10 protein-coding genes are annotated in these 17,187 nt (G+C 64.2%); 7 read left to right on the top strand and 3 right to left on the bottom strand.

All coding sequences use genetic code 11. The annotated features are described in order from the left end of the window. Positions 1-247: 247 nt before the first annotated feature. The 3 genes from AADZ90_RS16010 to AADZ90_RS16000 form a co-directional block, all read right to left on the bottom strand. Positions 248-7,669, bottom strand: coding sequence for a hypothetical protein (locus AADZ90_RS16010; protein ID WP_367311672.1), 7,422 nt, complete (start codon positions 7,667-7,669; stop codon positions 248-250). Between the two features lie 190 nt (positions 7,670-7,859). Next, a complete protein-coding gene (locus AADZ90_RS16005) occupies positions 7,860-8,534 on the bottom strand; it encodes an outer membrane protein (RefSeq protein WP_411997063.1) in 675 nt (224 codons plus the stop codon). Positions 8,535-8,729: 195 nt separating this feature from the next. After that, positions 8,730-9,746: a LacI family DNA-binding transcriptional regulator gene (locus tag AADZ90_RS16000; protein ID WP_367311670.1), complete on the bottom strand. Its 1,017-nt coding sequence runs from the start codon at positions 9,744-9,746 to the stop codon at positions 8,730-8,732. A 140-nt stretch (positions 9,747-9,886) separates the two neighbouring features. Between AADZ90_RS16000 and AADZ90_RS15995 the strand changes: the two genes are divergently transcribed. The 7 genes from AADZ90_RS15995 to AADZ90_RS15965 all read left to right on the top strand — a co-directional run bounded on the left by AADZ90_RS15995 (position 9,887) and on the right by AADZ90_RS15965 (position 17,184). Beyond that, on the top strand, positions 9,887-10,219 hold the full coding sequence (locus tag AADZ90_RS15995) for an EthD family reductase (protein WP_367311669.1): 333 nt from the start codon (positions 9,887-9,889) through the stop codon (positions 10,217-10,219). Beyond that, a complete protein-coding gene (locus tag AADZ90_RS15990) occupies positions 10,216-10,971 on the top strand; it encodes an SDR family NAD(P)-dependent oxidoreductase (protein ID WP_367311668.1) in 756 nt (251 codons plus the stop codon). Before AADZ90_RS15995 ends, AADZ90_RS15990 begins: the two co-directional genes overlap by 4 nt. 5 nt (positions 10,972-10,976) lie before the next feature. After that, on the top strand, positions 10,977-13,058 hold the full coding sequence (locus tag AADZ90_RS15985) for a glycoside hydrolase family 31 protein (RefSeq protein ID WP_367311667.1): 2,082 nt from the start codon (positions 10,977-10,979) through the stop codon (positions 13,056-13,058). Positions 13,059-13,120: 62 nt separating this feature from the next. After that, entirely contained in the window at positions 13,121-14,335 is a 1,215-nt protein-coding gene (locus AADZ90_RS15980; protein ID WP_411997062.1) for an ABC transporter substrate-binding protein, read from the top strand. Positions 14,336-14,390: 55 nt separating this feature from the next. Beyond that, positions 14,391-15,293: a carbohydrate ABC transporter permease gene (locus AADZ90_RS15975; RefSeq protein ID WP_367311665.1), complete on the top strand. Its 903-nt coding sequence runs from the start codon at positions 14,391-14,393 to the stop codon at positions 15,291-15,293. Positions 15,294-15,301: 8 nt separating this feature from the next. Beyond that, entirely contained in the window at positions 15,302-16,117 is an 816-nt protein-coding gene (locus AADZ90_RS15970) for a carbohydrate ABC transporter permease (RefSeq protein ID WP_411997061.1), read from the top strand. Then, the gene (locus AADZ90_RS15965) at positions 16,114-17,184 is read left to right on the top strand and encodes an ABC transporter ATP-binding protein (protein WP_367311663.1); all 1,071 of its coding nucleotides are present in this window, start codon (positions 16,114-16,116) and stop codon (positions 17,182-17,184) included. Before AADZ90_RS15970 ends, AADZ90_RS15965 begins: the two co-directional genes overlap by 4 nt. Positions 17,185-17,187 lie beyond the last annotated feature (3 nt).

Genomic DNA, 17,187 nt, shown 5'->3' with positions numbered 1-17,187 from the left:
GCGACGGTCCAACGGCCCGCTTTATGGCAGCCAAGCTCGTCCCGCAGATGGAGCGGGCAGTGCAACAATACCAAAGCGCCTGACCGTCGGGGCGGTCAGGCGCTCGCCCGGCGCGGCGGTGCCGCTTGATTCCGGGCGGGTGGAGCTTTTGATTGGCCTCTACCTAAGGAAGCGATGACGACCAGCGAACTGCCGGTCTTCTGTCCGACCCGGCGGAGGGAACGCCGGGCCGGACCCCTTCCCCGACCTAGAACTTGAAGCCGACGTTGAGGCTGGCGGCGAGCGCGTCTTCGTCGCCGTCGGCGAAGAGGTATTCGACGTCGCCCGTGACGCTCAGCCGGTCGGACTGGACGAAGGTCGCCCGGGCACCGACGAAGCCGCCGAGGGCCGTGTCGCTGTCGGACGTCTCGAAGCTGAAGCTGTCCTCGCCGAGGGTGAAGTTCACATCCTCTTCGTTCGTCGCCCGCCCGAAGGCCCCAACGCGGAAGGCCGTCTCGACCGCACCGAAGGAGGTGACCGCCTCGATCTGGGCGCGCGCGGCCAGCGTCTGGGCCGTGCGGCTGTCGACCTCGAGATTGGCCCCGGTCGTGCCCTTCTCCTCATAGCTGTCGTAGAAGGTTGCCGTGTAGTTGGCGGCCGCAGAGGGGCGCAGGTCGAAGCGGCCGAAGGTGAAGGTCTTGGTCTCCACATGCAGGCCGGCGCTGAGGAAGCGGCTGTCGATTTCCGCTTTCGCCGTCTCCTCGCCCCCGTTGAGATTGGTGAAGACGAGCCGTTCGCTGTCGTGGCGTTCGATCCCGGCCAGCAGGCTTGCCGTCAGGTTCGTCGTGCCTGCGGGCATCTTAAGGTATGCGCCGCCGAAGAACGACTGGCTTTCGAGCGTGGCGGATTCGATCTCGGTCGAGAGTTGCCCAGCCGAGAAGCCGCCGACGAAGCCAAGGCGCTTGCCGTCGAGGTCGCGCTCGTAGCCGCCCATGAGACCCGCGAAGTTGTGGGTGAAGGCGAGCGTGTCGCCGTCATCCTCGCGGGTGCGTTCGGCTCCGATCAGGGTGGCCCAGCCGCCATCGATCTGCGCCTGGCCGTTAATCGCCTGGTGGGCGCTGCCGGCGACGGCGCTGGTGGCCTCGTTCAGGACGGAGAAGGCGGTGGGATCGATGGTCGCCACGGTTGTTTGCGTGCCGTCTCGGGCGACGAAGGCCTTGCTGCCCTCGTCGAGGTTCACGATCTCGACATTCTCCATGACGAGCGCGGTGGAGGCACCGGGTTCGAAGCCCACACCCTGGACGTTGGCGGTATCCGCGTCGCCCGCGCCGAGGTCGATGGCGCCGAGGAGTTCGGACTCTTCGGCCAGCGTCATGATCTGGTTCCCCTCCTCGCCGAGGATCGCGAAGCTCTCCTCGTTCTCGGCGATGATGATGCCTGCGTTGAGGAAGGTCACGTTCTCGCCGGCGAGCTGGATCGCGTTGGAGGCGATGCCGTCGGTCAGGACCATGCCGCTATTGGTGACGGCCCCATCCTCGCCCGAGAGCTGGATGCCGGAAGAGGCGTCGCCTTCGGTCATGACCAGGTTGGTGTTGTCGACCGTGCCGGCGAGGCCGTCGACATTGACCCCGTCGGCGTTGAGGCCGGTGGTCAGGATCGTGCCGTTGTTGGCGACAAGAGTATCGTTGGCGTCGACCTCGATCCCTTCGGCGCCGCCAAGCAGGTCGTCGTCGAGCTCTTCGCCGTTGCCGGTCGTCAGGATCATGCTGTTGTTGATGAGCGTGACGTTGTCGCCGTCGGCTTCCATGCCAGCGGAACTGGCGCCTGCGACCGAGATCAGGCCATTGTTGATGCCGATGGAATTGTCGCCATCGACCTCAAGCCCGTCACCGTCCTCGCCCGTCGTGGCGATCATGCCCTGGTTTTCGACGGTCGAGTCGTCGCCATCGGCTTCGACCCCGTCGGCGTTCTCTCCGCTTGTTACGATGTTGCCGACGTTCAGGATATCGTTACCGTCTCCGTTGGAGGCGATGCCTTCGGAGCCCTCCCCAGTGGTGGTGATGTCGCCGAAGTTGCTGACCTGGGAGTTCTCGCCACCGGAGAACAGACCTTCGGCAAAGAACCCCGCGGTAGAAAGCATGCCGTTGTTGATGAGCAGCGCATCATCACCAGTCGAAAAGATACCTTCCGCGTCCACTCCGAGCGTCGCGATGAAGGTGTCGTTGACCACCTGCGCGCCGACTCCTTCGGAATTGATCCCATCGGCGAGTTCTCCTGTCGTGGTAATCGCAGCACTGTTCGCGATCACCGTGTTTGCACCGGCAGAACGGATGGCGAAGCTGTCTTCGCCGGAGGTGGCGATGGCGTCGTTGTTGGCGATCGTGATGTCATCGCCGTCTGCGAAGATGCCGAGGCTGTCGTCCCCGAGTGTCACGATCGTCCCGGTATTGGTGATATCGATGCCGTTGCCTTCGGCGACGATGCCGTCGGAAAGGCTGCCTTCGGTCTGGATCGCACCGGCATTGATGACGATCACCTCGTTGGCCCTGGCCACGATCCCGTCGGCGTTTTCGCCGTCGGTGAGGATCCGGGCACCCGCCACGTTTTCGGCGAGGCCGCCGTCCGCATCTACGAAGATTCCGGCCGAGTCGGTCAAGGTGCCGCCGTCGGCGGCTCTGACGGCAATCGTGCCCGTATTGGTCAGGCGCACACCGCTGGAGAGTTCTCCGGACGCGATGCCGAAGGAGTTGTCGCCCTCCACGATCACGAGGCCAGTATTCGCGACGAGGCTCGCTTCGCCGAAGGCCGCGATGCCGATGGAGCCTCCGCCTTGCGTTACGATGGTGCCGCTGTTCTGCAGATCGGCATTGTCGCCATTTGCGAGAATGCCGACCGACTCGTCGCCTTCGGTTGTGATCGTGCCGGTGTTGTCGGCCAGGACGTTTAGGCCGTTTGCAACGATCCCGGCAGCATCCAGGGCGGTTGTCACGATGGCACCGGTATTGTCGATGTCGGTGTCGTCGCCCAGAGCAAGGATGCCAGCACCGTCGTCCCCTTCGACACGGATCAGACCTAGATTGGCCAGATCGTCTTCGTCGCCTTCGGAGGTGATGCCCTGCGACCCTTCGCCGGTGCTCAGGATCGTGCCGCCACCCGAGTTGGTCACGATGGAGCTTCCACCCGTCACGCGGATGCCAGCCGACCCAGCGCCGGAGGTCTGGATTTCGCTGTCATTGAAGGCCATCGAGTTGGCCCCGCCTGCGAGAATGCCGTCTGCAAAGTCGCCGGAGGTTTCGACCCGGCCCCGCCCGCCGTTAGTCGTCAACGCGTTGACGATCAACGCATTGTCTTCGGTTGCGACGAGCCCAGACGCGAACTCGCCCGCGGTGATGACCTCCTCCTCGTTGATGATGTCGGCATTTGCACCTCCTGCCCGGATCCCCTCGGCTTCATCGCCAGAGGTCACGATCCGTCCGGTATTGACGATGACGGCGTTGTCGCCGGTCGAGAAGACGCCGAAGGCGTTAAATCCGCTGGTATCGATCTCACCATTGTTTGTGATGATGGCAGTATCGCCAGACGAGAATATGCCGTGCCCCAAGAACCCCGTGGTCATGATGTTGCCCTCGGCGGTGTTTTCGATCTCAGCATCGGCTCCTTCGGAGAACATGCCGGCGGAGAGGTCGCCGCGGATCTCCATGTCGCCGGCATTGGTCAGGGTCGCCGTGTCGCCGGTCGAGAAGATACCGTTAGCCTCTTGGCCGTTCGTGATGATCGAGCCGGTATTCACCGCGATGGCGTCGGCTTCGCCCGTGATCGAGAGGCCGTGTGCGAAATCGTCGAACGTCTCGGTGGTGCCGCCATTGAACGCGAAGTCGCCCGAGCCGCGCGCGTCGATCCCGATGCCGGAGGACGTGATCGTGCCGGTGTTGAAGATCGCTGCGCCACCTTCAGTGCTGGTCGAGGCGATCCCCGATGAGCTTGCGCCCGACGCCTCGATCGTGCCGGCGTTAGCGATCAGGGCACCGCTTGTCGTGGCCAGAATACCGCTACTGCTGTCTCCTCCGGTTCCGATATCACCGAAGTTTTCGATGAGAGCGTTCTCCCCGGTCGAAAAGATGCCGTGTGCCTCTGGGCCTTCCGTCTCGATTTCGCCTGCGTTCGAAAGCTGGGCGCCGGCGCCGGAGGAGTCGATGCCGTGCGATCCGTCGCCTTCCGTCGCGATCCTGCCTGTCTCCGTGTTCCCGATATCGGCATCATCGCCTGTCGATACGATACCTTCGGACTCCGCCCCCGTCGTTTCGATGGACCCGTCATTCAACATCGCGAAGTCGTTGCCAGTGGAGACGATGCCATTGGAGTTTTCGCCAGTGACGGTGATGTCGCCGAAGTTTTCGATGACGCCGCTGTCCCCGCTCGACAGGATACCGATCGAGCTGCCGCCGCTGAGATCGATGAGGCCACCACTCTCGATATCGGCATTCGCCCCCTCGGCGGCGATCCCGTGAGAACCTGTTCCGAAGCTGGTGATATCGCCATCGTTATCGATTAGGGCATCGTCACCGGTGGAAAGGATGCCGATGGCGCCGTCCCCGGCGGTCTCTAGGGAGCCAAAGTTGCCGATCTGTGCCGAGGCGCCCTGGGAGTCGATCCCGTGGGACAGGTTGCCGTCGGTGGCGATGTTGCCGCTGATGTTGTTGCTGATCAAGGCGTCTTCTCCGGTCGAGAGAATGCCGTTTGCCTGATTTCCCTCCGTGAAGATCTCGCCTGCATTGGTGATTTCCGCACGGGCGCCGGAGGAATCGATGCCGTGGGAGTCATTGCCTTGGGTGAAGATGGTGGCCCCGGCCTCGTTTTCGACCACATCGTCGTCGCCTTCCGAAACAATCCCTTCGGAATTGGCGGCAACAGTTTCGATGAAGCCGGTGTTCCGGATCGTCGCGTTGTTGCCGGTCGAGGTGATGCCGTTTGAGAACTCGCCGACGATGCTCATCTGCCCGATATTCTCGATCTGGGCGTTCTCGCCGTTCGACAGAATACCGCTCGCGTTCAGACCGCCGGTTTCGATGAAGTCGACATTGAAGATTTGGGCATCGGCCCCTTCGGACGCGATCCCATGCGCGCCGTTGCCTGCGGTGATGATCACTTCATCGTTGCTGAGATCGGCGTCGCGGCCGGTGGAGAGAATCCCGACGGCTTCCTCACCAAAGGTCTCGATCCGAGCGAAATTGCTGACCTCCGCAGAGGCGCCTTGGGAGTCGATCCCGTGCGATAACGCGCCGTCGGTCTGAATGACACCGCCAGATGTCTGAACGAAAGCGCCGTCACCGGTCGTCAGGATGCCTTGAGAACCTGCGCCTTGGGTTGTGATGTCGTCGTCCGCAAAGATGCTTGCATTCGCGCCGGTCGCAACGATGCCAATCGCACCCTCGCCGTTCGTTTCGATGGCGCCGAAGGGCTGGATCCCGGCATTGTCACCGGTTGAGTTGATGCCGTGGGCGCCCTGACCATTCGTGACGATGGTGCCGCTACCAAAGATTGTCGCGTCGTCGCCGGCGGAGTTGATCCCATGAGAGCCTTCTTCGTTCGTCGTCAGGTCGCCGTCGTTGACGACCAATGCATCGGCTCCGGTCGAGTTGATGCCGTGGGCTCCCACGCCCTCCGTCGTCACGTCGCCGGTATTCGTCGCAATCATCCCGGTGCCGTCGATGATAGAGATGCCGTGGGCGGCATCCTCTGACGTTTCGATGGTGCCGTCATTCGTGGCCTCATCACCATCGCCGGTTGTCTCGATCCCCGCGCCGGTGGTCTGGATCATGCCGGTGTTGGAGAGGATGTTGCCGCCATCGGTGTTTGTCGACTGGATGCCGATTGCGCTTGCGCCGCTGGTCTGGATGGTGCCGGCATTTGTGACTTCAACGCCGGAGCCATCGGTGTTGATCCCGTGGCCTTCCAAGCCCGTCGTCTCGATCAGCGCTTCCTGGCCGTTCGAAACGGACGTGTCGTCGCCAGAGACACGGATCCCGAAAGACTCCTGACCCTGAACCGAAATCGCGCCGTCATTGATGATCTGGGCTTCGTCGCCGGTTGAGCTGATGCCGTCGTTGAATGTTTCGGTCGCCGTGATGTCACCGGTATTCGTGATTTCGGCGTTCGCGCCCGAGGATCTGATCCCGGCGTTGACGTTGCCATTCACGTCGATGGTGCCGTCATTCGTGATGATGGCATCTGCGCCAGTTGATTCAATGCCGGCCACGCCGGCGCCACTTGTCGAGATATCGCCTGAATTCGTGATAGCGGCGTTATCCCCTTGGGACGAAATCCCGTCACCCCCAGCCGCGTTTGCCTGGATCGTGCCCGTATTGTCGATCTGGGCATTGTCCCCTTCGGACCGGATACCATCGGCTCCGAAGCCGGAGGTCTCGATCGTGCCGTCGTTATCGATATCGGCTCTGTCACCGGAGGACGCGATGCCGTGGGAGTCGTTGCCCAATGTCTCGATGCTGCCGTCGGCGCCGTTGTCGAGATCAGCGTCGTCCTCGGTCGAGAGGATCCCCTCGGATCCGTTGCTGAGTGTTGTGACAGATCCGGTATTCTCTACCGTAGCGCCCACGCCGGTCACCTGGATCGCAGAATCTGCGCTCTGGGTTAGGACGTCGCCTTCATTGGTGACGAGGCTGTTCTCACCCGACGCCACAATCCCAGCCCCGTTTGTGCCGAGTGATAAGATAAATCCGGAATTGGTGACCTCGGCATTGTCGCCCTCGGCAGAGATGCCGATGCCCCCCTCTTCCCCCTGTCCCCCCGTATTGATCGAGCCGTTGTTGGCGATGAGGGCATCGGCGCCTTCGGACTGGATGCCGTTGGCATTGGCGCCGGACGCTATGATGGACCCGGAATTGTCGATGTCGGCATTGGCGCCGGAGGAGAAGATGCCATGGGACGCGGCGCCCTCGGTTGTGACGGTTGCGCCCGCTTCGTTGATGACGGTCGCGTCATCCTCCGTCGACACGATCCCCTCGGCATCGTCGCTGAGGGTGCTGACCTGACCGGAATTGCTCAGGAAAGCGTCCGCACCGTTGAGAACGACGGCAGCGCCGTCCGTGGTCGACAGGGTGCCGCTATTCGTGATGTTGACATCAGCGCCGTCGGCGACAATCGCAGATCCACCTTCGCCATTGGCCGTGACCGTACCGGAATTGTCGATCTCGACCTCGTTTCCGGCCGAAAAGATGCCGAAGGAGTTGAGGCCGGATGTGGTGATGGTTCCGGTATTGGTCACGACTGAGTTTTCGCCGTTGGCGGCGATGCCGTCGGCCAACTCACCGTTGGTCGAAATGTCCCCGCTATTGGTGATGTCCCCATTCGGCCCAAACGAAACGATGCCAACGGCGCTCAGGCCTCCGGAGGTGGTGATCTCACCGTCGTTTGTGATGACCACATCTGCCCCGGAGGCGTCGACGCCTTCCACGCCGTCCGTCGTGATCTGCCCACCATCTTCAACCGTCAGGCTGTCGCCATCTACATCCAGGCGGACTGTCTCAGTCACGACCTCACCATCGGCGACCGTCACGGCCTGTTGCGTCTGGGCGGGGCCTGCGACCAGAGCCAGGGTCAGCGCGATGACCGAGGAGGTGGTGATCAGGTGGGTGGTGGTGGACTGAATGTGCGGTGGCAATGCGGATTTCATCTTTTGCTCTCTTCGGTTTCTCAGGTTCTTGGCACCGGCAATTGATGCGGCGTTGGACCTCGCGCCCGATGGGGTGACGCGCGAGGCGCGGGAATTATTCTGAAGGAATTGTGCGGGACGCCCCGTGAAGGGCGCCCCGCGAGGCAATCAGGCCGCACCGGGGGCCTCCGATTGACGCGGCCCGGCTGCTTTAGAAGAAGTGGTAATTCAGACCGATCGTGATCGTGTCGGCGCCGATATCGGTGTTGATGTCGCCGAGATCGAAACCTTCGCCGTCGGTGTCTACGTCGATCCGGTAGGTCAGGTATTCGGCGGTCAGCGACAGGTTGTCGGAGATCATCGATTCCAGGCCGAAGCCGACGACCAGCGCATCCTCGCGTTCGTCGTAGTCGATGAGGGAGAAGGACTCTCCGCCGCCACCCTCTCCGCATTCGAGGTTCTGGTCGACGTCCAGAAGGGCGACGCCGGCGGTTCCGTAAAAGAGCGAATTGCCGACGGCGAGGCCCGCGCGCCCGCGGAGGGAGGCCATCGCGTCGATCCCGGTCGAGGCGTTGCAGTCGATGAAGGCGAGATCTTCGATGAGGGAGGCATCGAAGCCTTCGTCGAAATTGCTCGCGCCGACGCTGGCGACGACACCGTAGACGAAGTTGCCGGTCTGCCAGTTATAGCCGCCCTGGAGGTTGAAGACGCCGTCGGTGCTTTCATTCTGGAAGAGGCCCAGATCGCTTTCGAAGGCGCCGATGCCGACGCTGCCGCCGACGAAGGCACCCGACCAGTCCGCGTCCTGCGCTGCGGCTTGGAGCGGCAGCAGAACTGACGTAGCGGCAAGCAGATGGCGCAGCATCGGTGATTGAGTTTTTGTCATGTCCGTTGTCCCTTGGAAATTGGCCCGACAATCGTTCGTCGGGCGCCCACCAGCGGACGTCCTAAACGCTCACCGTGGTGCGGAGCGTTTGAATTGGCGTGGTAATCCACCCTGACGGCGTTGTATTTCTCGACCGGAAAAGGCGTATCTTCACAAAGCCTTGCCACCTTTGGTGGTATCTTCGGTTGCGCCCCTTCAGCGGACCAGCTTGTGGGACTGCCGCAGGAGCGGCGTCGGCTGGATCTCGTGATGTTCGTATCCGTCCAGAGGCCGTGCGCCATTCGCCTCGAGGTGCCGGAGCATCACCTGGCTGAGCAGGTCCGCCACGCGCCGGTCTTCGGTCGAGAAGGTCGAGAGCGGCGGGGCGGTGTATTCGGAGCCGGGGAAGTTCTGGCCACCGAAGACGGTCAGGTCGCGGCCGACCGCAAGATCCAGCGCGGCGGCTGCGCCGAAGACGCCGAAAGCGAGGCTGTCCTGGATGCAGGCGAAGGCGGGGCGCCCGCCGTCGGCGAGGATCCGGGCGGCGGTTTCGGCGCCTACCTCTTCGGTCATCTCGATGCGCCAGATCTGCGGGGCGGGAAGGCCCAGCGACGCGGCCTCCTCGACTGCGCCGCGGACGTAATTGTCGGCGAAGTTCAGGCCTTCGGGCGCGCTGAGGATGTGGATCCGTTCGGCGGCGAGGGCGCGGATGGCAAGGCGGCCAGCATGGGCGTAGTCGATTTCGACCGTCGGATGCTGGTCGATCCAGTCCGTCGTGCCAAAGGTGATGAAAGGGACGCCGACATCGAGGAGGTAGCGGACGCGGGGATCGTCCTTGCGGGTGCGGCCGAGGACAAGCGCATCTGCGAGGCCTTCGTCGACGATCTGGCGCACGATCTCGGCTTCCTCATCGCGCGCGCGGGCGGCGAAGACGGCGAGGTTGAGGCCTTCGTCGCGGAGTTGCTGATCGAGGGTCGAAAGGAGTTCGAGGAAGATCGGCGAAGCGAAGCGCTGTTGGGGCGGGGAAAGGAGGACGGCCACGCGGCCCGACTTGCCGCCGCGCAGGGCACGGGCGGCGGCGTTGGGGCGGTAATCGTAGTGCCGGGCAAGGTCCCGGACGGCGCGGCGCGTTTCGGATTTCACCCGCGGATCGTCGCGCAAGGCGCGAGAGACGGTGGAGACGTCCACGCCAAGTTCAGCCGCAAGCGTCTTGAGCCCGATCCGTTTCCGCATCTCTCCTCCACCGGGTGTGCCGCGCCGCACGTTGCCCTTGAGTACCCGGTCGATGGGGCGGTGGAAACAGGAATCCAAACGTTTGTATTGACGGCGGAGGCGGAATCGACGCTCACTTCTTTAAGGAGAAGGCGGAGGCGATGATCAAACTGGTGGCTCTGGTCCGCAAGAAGAGCGGGATGACGCGGGAGGCGTTCCGGGACTACTGGGTCGGCACGCACGCGCCTTTGGCCGCGGCGATCCCGGGGATGCGAGGCTACCGGATCAACGTCGCGGGCGATCCGGGGGATCTGGAATCTGCGGAGTATGACGGGTCGGCCGAGATCTGGTTCGACAACCGGGCGGCGATGGAGGCGGGTTTGGCCTCGACCCAAGGGGTGATCGCCGGAGACGACACGGCGCATTTTACCGAGAGCATCGAGTTTCTCGTGACCGAGGAGCATGTGATCCTGCCGAGGGAGGGCGCAGGATGAGCGCGCGGATGTTTCCAGTGCCGGATCGCCATGAGGGCAAGGTCTATGTGGTCACCGGCGGCGCGCAGGGTATCGGGCGGGCTTGTGCGGAGCGGTTCGCGGCCGAAGGCGCGCAGGTGATGATCGCGGATGTGGACCCGGCGGGGGAGGCGGTCGCGGAGGCGATCGGCGGGGCGTTTCACATGACCGATATGTCCGATCCCGAGGCTGTGCGGGGTCTGGCCGCGGCGACGGTCGAGCGGTTCGGGCGGATCGATATCTGGCACAACAATGCCTTCACCGCCGTCTTCAAGCCGATCCACGAGCAGACGCTGGAGGAGTTCGACCAGATCACCGGGGTCGGCATCCGGGGTTACTGGATGGGCGCGAAGGTGGCCGTGGAGCAGATGCGCAAGCAGGGCGGCAAAGGCGTGATCGTGAACACGGCAAGTGTGCAGAGCTTTGTCGGCGAGAAGGGGTTTTCGGCCTATCAGGTCACGAAAGGGGCGGTGCTGGCCCTGACCCGGTCGCTGGCTTTGGATCACGCGCCGGACATTCGCGCCGTCGCCATCGCGCCCGGGTTGATCGCGACGAAGGCGATCGAGGGGATTGCCGAGGACGTGATGGAGGAGGTGATCGCGGGCATCCCGGCGGGTCGGGCGGCGGAGCCGGAGGAGGTCGCGGCGCTGGCCGCTTTCATCGCGTCAGAGGAGGCGGACTACATGTCAGGCACCGCCGTGATCCTCGACGGCGCCTATCTGGCGATCGGGTGAGCGGGGTGGCGGTGTTCTCTGAGATCGAGGGCGGGCTGGACTGCCGGTTCATGGGCGAGGTTCTGCGGATCGCGCCTTGGGGTGCCGATGCGCTGCGGGTGCGGGCGCGGCCGGGGGTCGCGCTGGTGGCTGGGCATGTGGATGCGCTGTTGCCTGTGGAGAACCAGTCGGCGGTGATCGAGATCAGCGAGGACCGGGCAAGCATCACGCGCGGCCGGATCCGGGCGGAGGTGGTACTGACCGATCGCTACGGCGCCGATATCAAGCGCGAGGCGGTCATCCGGTTCGTCCGGTCCGATACCGGGGAGGAGCTGCTGAGGGAGACGCGTAGCCATTTCGCGGGGCCCCGGACGCGGAGTTTCAAGGCGCTCGCCTCAGGGTCCTGGCGGCTGGAGCAGCAATTCGCGGCTTATGAGGGCGAAAGCCTTTGGGGGATGGGGCAGCCGCAGCACGGGGCGATGGACCTGAAGGGTGTGTCGACGACGCTGTTGCAGCAGAACGCCCATGCGGTGATCCCCTTCGTGGTGTCGTCTCGCGGCTACGGGTTTCTGTGGAACAACCCCGCCGTCGGAAAGGCGGAGTTCGCGCGGAACGTCACGCGGTGGACGGCCGAGGCGACGGGGGTGCTGGATTACTGGATCACCGCCGGCGACAGCCCGCCGGAGATCGTGCGGGCCTATGCGGCGGCGACGGGACGCTCGCCCGACGTGCCGGACTGGGTGCTTGGCTTCTGGCAGTGCAAGCTGCGCTATCGCAATCAGGAGGAGCTTCTGGGGATCGCGCGGGAATATAAGCGGCGGGGGTTGCCGCTGTCCTGTATCGTGATCGATTTCTTCGCCTGGACCCGGCAGGGAGAATGGAAGTTCGACCCCAAGGACTGGCCCGACCCCGAGGGCATGGTGGCCGAACTGCGGGAGATGGGGGTCGAGCTGATGGTCTCGATCTGGCCCACCGTTTCGGCCGCGTCGGAGAACTATCGGGCGATGACCGAGCGGGGGCTACTTCTGACGACCGAACGGGGGATCCCGGCGGTCATCCCCTTCCCCGACAAGGATCCGTTTGGGCCGGGATTCTTCACCTATTACGACGCGTTCAATCCCGAGGCACAGAGCTTCCACTGGGACGTGGTCAAGCGGAACTATGTGGACCGCGGCATAAGGCATTTCTGGCTGGATGCCTGCGAACCCGAGATGCGGCCGGCGCATCCCGAGAACGTGCGGACAGCGCGCGGTAACGGGGCCGAGATGCTGTGCGCCTATCCGCTGCTTCATGAAGAGGTCTACCGGCGCGGGCTGAGCGAGGCCGGGGTTGAGGGCGGCACGCTGCTGTGCCGGTCGGCCTGGGCCGGGTCGCAGCGGCATGGGGTGATCCTGTGGTCGGGCGATGTCTGGTCGGACTGGGACTGGTTTCGGGCGCAGATCCCCGCGGGGCTTCATGCCGGAATGGCCGGGATGGGCTGGTGGACGACGGATATCGGCGGGTTCTATGACGGGCACGGCGGATCGGAGGCATTCCGGGACCTGCTGGTGCGGTGGTTCGAGTTCGGGGTGTTCTCGCCCATATGCCGGTTGCATGGGTTCCGGGTGCCCGATGACGTACCCCCGCCCCTGCCCGGCGAGCGCGTCACCTATGGGCAGGACACGTTCAACATCTTCACCAATTCCGGCGGGTCGAACGAGGTGTGGAGCTTCGGTGAGGCGGTCGAGGCGGTGCTGGTCCGGCTGCTGGCCTTGCGGGAAAGGCTGCGGCCCTACCTCGAGGACGCATTCGCCACCTATGCCGCGACTGGCGATCCCGTCATGGCGCCGCTGTTCTACCACTTCCCGGACCAGACGGAGCTTTATGACCGGGGCGACGCCTATATGCTCGGCCCCGATATGCTGGTCGCGCCGGTGCTGGACGCCGAGGCGGTTGCACGCGCGGTTGCGCTGCCGGAGGGTGAGACATGGATCCACGCCTGGACGGGTACCGCCCATCCCGGCGGCACTGCGCCTGAAATTGACGCGCCCTGGGGGCAAATCCCTGTTTTCATACGCGAAGGCCGGGCCGAGGCCCTGCTGCCCCTCTTTCGGGAAGGGACGGGCTGACCGATAACGACGCCAGGCCCTTCCGGGCGCGGACTGGCGCGACACCAACAAGGAGGAGGACCATGATGAAACAGACACTCGGCCTGGCCGTTCTGACGGCCACGATCGGCGGCGGCGCACTGGCGCAGGACGTGACCCTGACGCTCTGGACGGAAAGCGCGACGGCGCCCGAGGGGGTCTTTGCGCAAGAATTCTCCGAGATGGACAACGGCATCACGATCGATGTGCGCGAAATCCGCTTCGACGATCTGGTGACGGATACGCTGCGCGCTGTGGCGACAAACACGAACCCCGACCTGATCGCGATCGACAATCCGGATCACGCCGCCTTCGCCTCTCGCGGGGCGTTTCTGGACATCACCGACCGGGTGGCAGGCTCGGACGCAATCGATATCGAGGCGGTCTTCCCGGGGCCGCGCGCAAGCCTGACATGGGAGGACCGGATCTATGGTATTCCGCGCGCGTCGAACACCATCGCGCTTTACTACAACCGAGAGATGTTCGAAGCAGCGGGGCTGGATCCCGACAGCCCGCCCGCGACATGGGACGAGTTACTGGAGGCCGCCCGCGCGCTGACCGACCCTGAGAACGACGTCTACGGCATCGCGTTTTCGGCGCGCGCGTCTGAGGAAGGGACTTTCCAGTTCCTGCCCTGGGCGCAGATGGCCGGCGGCGGTTATGAGAACATCAATGCCGAGGGCGTGGCGGACGCGCTGGCGCTGTGGAAAACGTTCCTCGACGAAGGGCTCGCCTCACCCGACACACTGACGCGCGGCCAGTGGGATTCGACGGGCACGTTCAACGGCGGGAATGCGGCCATGGCGATCTCGGGCCCGTGGGAGCTGGGGCGGATGGCCTCCGACGCCGATTTCAACTGGGATGTCACGCTGCTGCCGGTGAAGGAAGAAGGCGGGCCGCGCGCCTCGGCGCTGGGGGACTTCAACCTGGCAATCTTCGCCAATACGGAGCACCCGGACGAGGCGTTCCAGTTCCTGGAATACTACCAGAGCCAGATCGACCGGGTGTGGCCCGAATTCACCCGCCTGCCGTCCGTTGCGGGGGTCGCGCTGGCGCCGACGGGTGACGAGCGGATCGATGCGGCGGCGGCCGTGTTCACCGAGCAGTTGGGCTATGCAGTGAACCGCGGCCCGCATCCCGAATGGCCACGGATCAGCAACGAGATCCAGGATGCCTTCCAAGCGGTCCTGACCGGGCAGGCCGAGGCGCAGGAGGCGCTGGACGAAGCGGCCGAAGGCATCGACCGGATCATCAACTGATGCCCGGCAGGGCGGCGACTTGCCGCCCTAACGCGGCCTCGGGATAAGGAGGATCATGCGACGCGTCCTATCCTCGATGCGAGACGGGATCGGCTTCGATACCGCGCTGGTGATCCTCACCCTGAGCTACCTGTTCGTCTTCGCAGGGCTGCCGCTGATCTACAACGTGGTGATCAGCTTTCAGACGGTGGACGTGTTCAGCCTGGGCACGTTGATGCACCCCTCGGCGGGGACCGAGAATTACCAGAACATATTCGACGACCGGCAGGCGGGCACGGTCTTGTGGAACACGATCATTTTCACGCTGGGGTCGGTCGCGATCCAGTTCACGCTGGGCTTCGCGCTGGCGCTGTTCTTTCACCAGAACTTCACCGGCGCGACGTGGATCCGGGGGCTGTTCCTAGCGGCCTGGGTGATGCCGGGGTTGGTGGTAGGCGTCTTGTGGAACTGGCTTTTGTCGGGAGATTTCGGCGTCATCAACCACGTGCTGGAGAACGTGGGGCTGATCGACGAGCCGGTCTTCTGGCGATCGGACCCGGAGACCTCGCTCTATTCGGTGATGATCGCGAATATCTGGTACGGGACGCCCTTCAACATGATCCTTCTGGCGGTCGGCCTGTCGTCGATCCCCGAGGACCTTTACGAGGCGGCGGAGCTTGACGGGGCCAACGCCTTCCAGCGGTTCTGGACGATCACCCTGCCGATGATGCGGGCGACCATCGGGGCGGTGCTGGCGCTGGGGGTCATCTTCACCCTGCAGCAATTCGACCTCTTCGCCGCGATCACGCAAGGCGGCCCGGCGGGGTCGTCGACCGTCGCGCAATACTGGTCGTGGGAGCTGAGCTTCCGCGAGTTCGATTTCGGGCGCGGGGCGGTGATCTCTGTCCTGATGATCATCGTGGTGCTGCTGGTCAGCGTGTTCTACGTGCGGTCCACCAAGGCGGAGACGCAGCTGTGACGCCTGCGATGACCAACCGCCTGATGCTGATCGCGGCGCTGTTTCTGGCGGCGATCTATCTGTTTCCGCTTTACTGGATGTACGTCACCAGTCTTAAGACGCAGTCGTCGATCTTCGCGGTGCCGCCGGAATTTCTGCCGGGTGTCCCGCAATGGGAGAATTACGCGACCATCTGGGAGGTCGCGAACATCCCGCGCTTCATGTGGAATTCGCTGGTCATCGCCTTTGGCGTGACGCTGATCACGGGGGTCTTCGGATCAGGCTGCGCCTATGTGCTGGCCCGCTATCGCAATGGTTGGATTGACGCCGCTCTGTTCGCGGTGCTGACCCTGCAGGTGCTGCCGCCCTCGCTGATGGTGACGCCGATCTTCGTGGGTTTCTCGTGGGCGGGGCTGCTGGAGTATCCGCGCTTTGCGGCGGTTCTGGCGATCTCGGCCAAGACGATGCCGTTCTTCGTGATCCTGTGCCGGGCCGCCTTCATGACCGTGCCGCGCGAATTGGAGGAGGCGGCGCTGGTCGACGGCAACAGCCGGGCGGGCGCGTTTGCGATGATCGTGCTGCCGCTGGCGCGCAACGGTCTGCTGATTTCGGCGCTGCTGGTCTTCATGCAGGGCTTTGGCGAATACGTCTATTCGGCCTCGATCATCGCCGATAACCGGCTGCAGCCCGCCTCGATCGGGATGACGAATTACCTGCAACCGAACCAGGTGAACTGGAACGCCATCATGGCTTTTGCGGCCACCTATGTGACCCCCATCCTTGCCGCTTTCGTCCTGCTGCAACGCCGGATCGTGAACGGCCTGACTGCCGGAGCCCTGAAATGACGGCCCAGATCGCGCTTGAGAACGTTCAGAAGCATTACGGCACCTTCCACGCGCTGAAGGATATCGATCTGGCGATCCCGAAGGGGCAATTCGTAGCGCTTGTCGGCCCCTCGGGCTGCGGGAAGTCGACCCTTCTGCGGTCGATCGCGGGGCTGGAGAGTATTTCGGGCGGGGTGCTGAAGATCGACGGCGCGGTGGTGAACGATCTGCCGCCGCGCAAGCGCGATCTGGCGATGGTGTTCCAGTCTTACGCGCTTTACCCGCATATGTCCGTGCAGGACAATCTGACCTATGCGCTGCGGCTCAAGCGGGTGCCGAAGGCAGAGCGGGCGAAGCAGGCCGAAAAGGTCGCGGCGATCATCGGGCTGGAGGATCTGCTGGACCGCAAGCCGCGCGAGCTGTCGGGCGGCCAGCGGCAGCGGGTCGCCATGGGCCGCGCGATCATCCGGGAGCCGAAGGCGTTCCTGTTCGACGAGCCGCTGTCGAACCTCGACGCTGCTCTCCGCGTGCGGATGCGCAAGGAGGTGCGGGCGCTGCATGACCGGATCGGCGCGACGAGCGTCTATGTCACCCACGACCAGATCGAGGCGATGACGATGGCCGATCACGTCGTGGTCCTGCAGGCCGGCGTGATCGAACAGCAAGGGGCGCCGATGGAGCTGTATGACCGCCCGGCGAACCGGTTCGTCGCCGGGTTTATCGGGTCGCCCGCGATGAATTTCGTCCCGGGGGTGTTCGCGGAAGACGGGACGGTGCGGCTGGAGATGCCAGGCGCGCCGGAAATCACCGTGGAGACGCCTGGACGCAGCGGGCAGGCGGTGATCGTCGGGATGCGGCCCGAGCACCTGGCGATCGGGGAGGCCGCGGGGTCAACCATCCGGGCCGAGATCGATGCGGTCGAGCAGACGGGATCATCCTGCTACCTGTTCACGGCGGGCGATCCGGAAGTTCTGATCACGACGGATGGGACAACCGCCATCAAGGCGGGCGACCGGATCGAGCTGAGCATCGCGCCGGGGCAGGTTCATCTGTTCGATCCGGAGAGCGGGCTGGCCCTGCGGGGGTGACCC

The organism is Aestuariibius violaceus, assembly GCF_040779325.2.
Lineage (GTDB): Bacteria > Pseudomonadota > Alphaproteobacteria > Rhodobacterales > Rhodobacteraceae > Aestuariibius > Aestuariibius violaceus.
Note: the sequence above shows the minus strand (reverse complement) of the source record. Positions and strands in the feature narration are given on the sequence as shown.

Bases quoted from the DNA above. Each gene is read 5' to 3' on its own strand.
- AADZ90_RS16010 (WP_367311672.1), bottom strand. From the start codon at position 7,669: ATGAAATCCGCATTGCCACCGCACATTCAGTCCACCACCACCCACCTG.
- AADZ90_RS16005 (WP_411997063.1), bottom strand. From the start codon at position 8,534: ATGACAAAAACTCAATCACCGATGCTGCGCCATCTGCTTGCCGCTACG.
- AADZ90_RS16000 (WP_367311670.1), bottom strand. From the start codon at position 9,746: ATGCGGAAACGGATCGGGCTCAAGACGCTTGCGGCTGAACTTGGCGTG.
- AADZ90_RS15995 (WP_367311669.1), top strand. From the start codon at position 9,887: ATGATCAAACTGGTGGCTCTGGTCCGCAAGAAGAGCGGGATGACGCGG.
- AADZ90_RS15990 (WP_367311668.1), top strand. From the start codon at position 10,216: ATGAGCGCGCGGATGTTTCCAGTGCCGGATCGCCATGAGGGCAAGGTC.
- AADZ90_RS15980 (WP_411997062.1), top strand. From the start codon at position 13,121: ATGATGAAACAGACACTCGGCCTGGCCGTTCTGACGGCCACGATCGGC.
- AADZ90_RS15975 (WP_367311665.1), top strand. From the start codon at position 14,391: ATGCGACGCGTCCTATCCTCGATGCGAGACGGGATCGGCTTCGATACC.
- AADZ90_RS15970 (WP_411997061.1), top strand. From the start codon at position 15,302: ATGACCAACCGCCTGATGCTGATCGCGGCGCTGTTTCTGGCGGCGATC.
- AADZ90_RS15965 (WP_367311663.1), top strand. From the start codon at position 16,114: ATGACGGCCCAGATCGCGCTTGAGAACGTTCAGAAGCATTACGGCACC.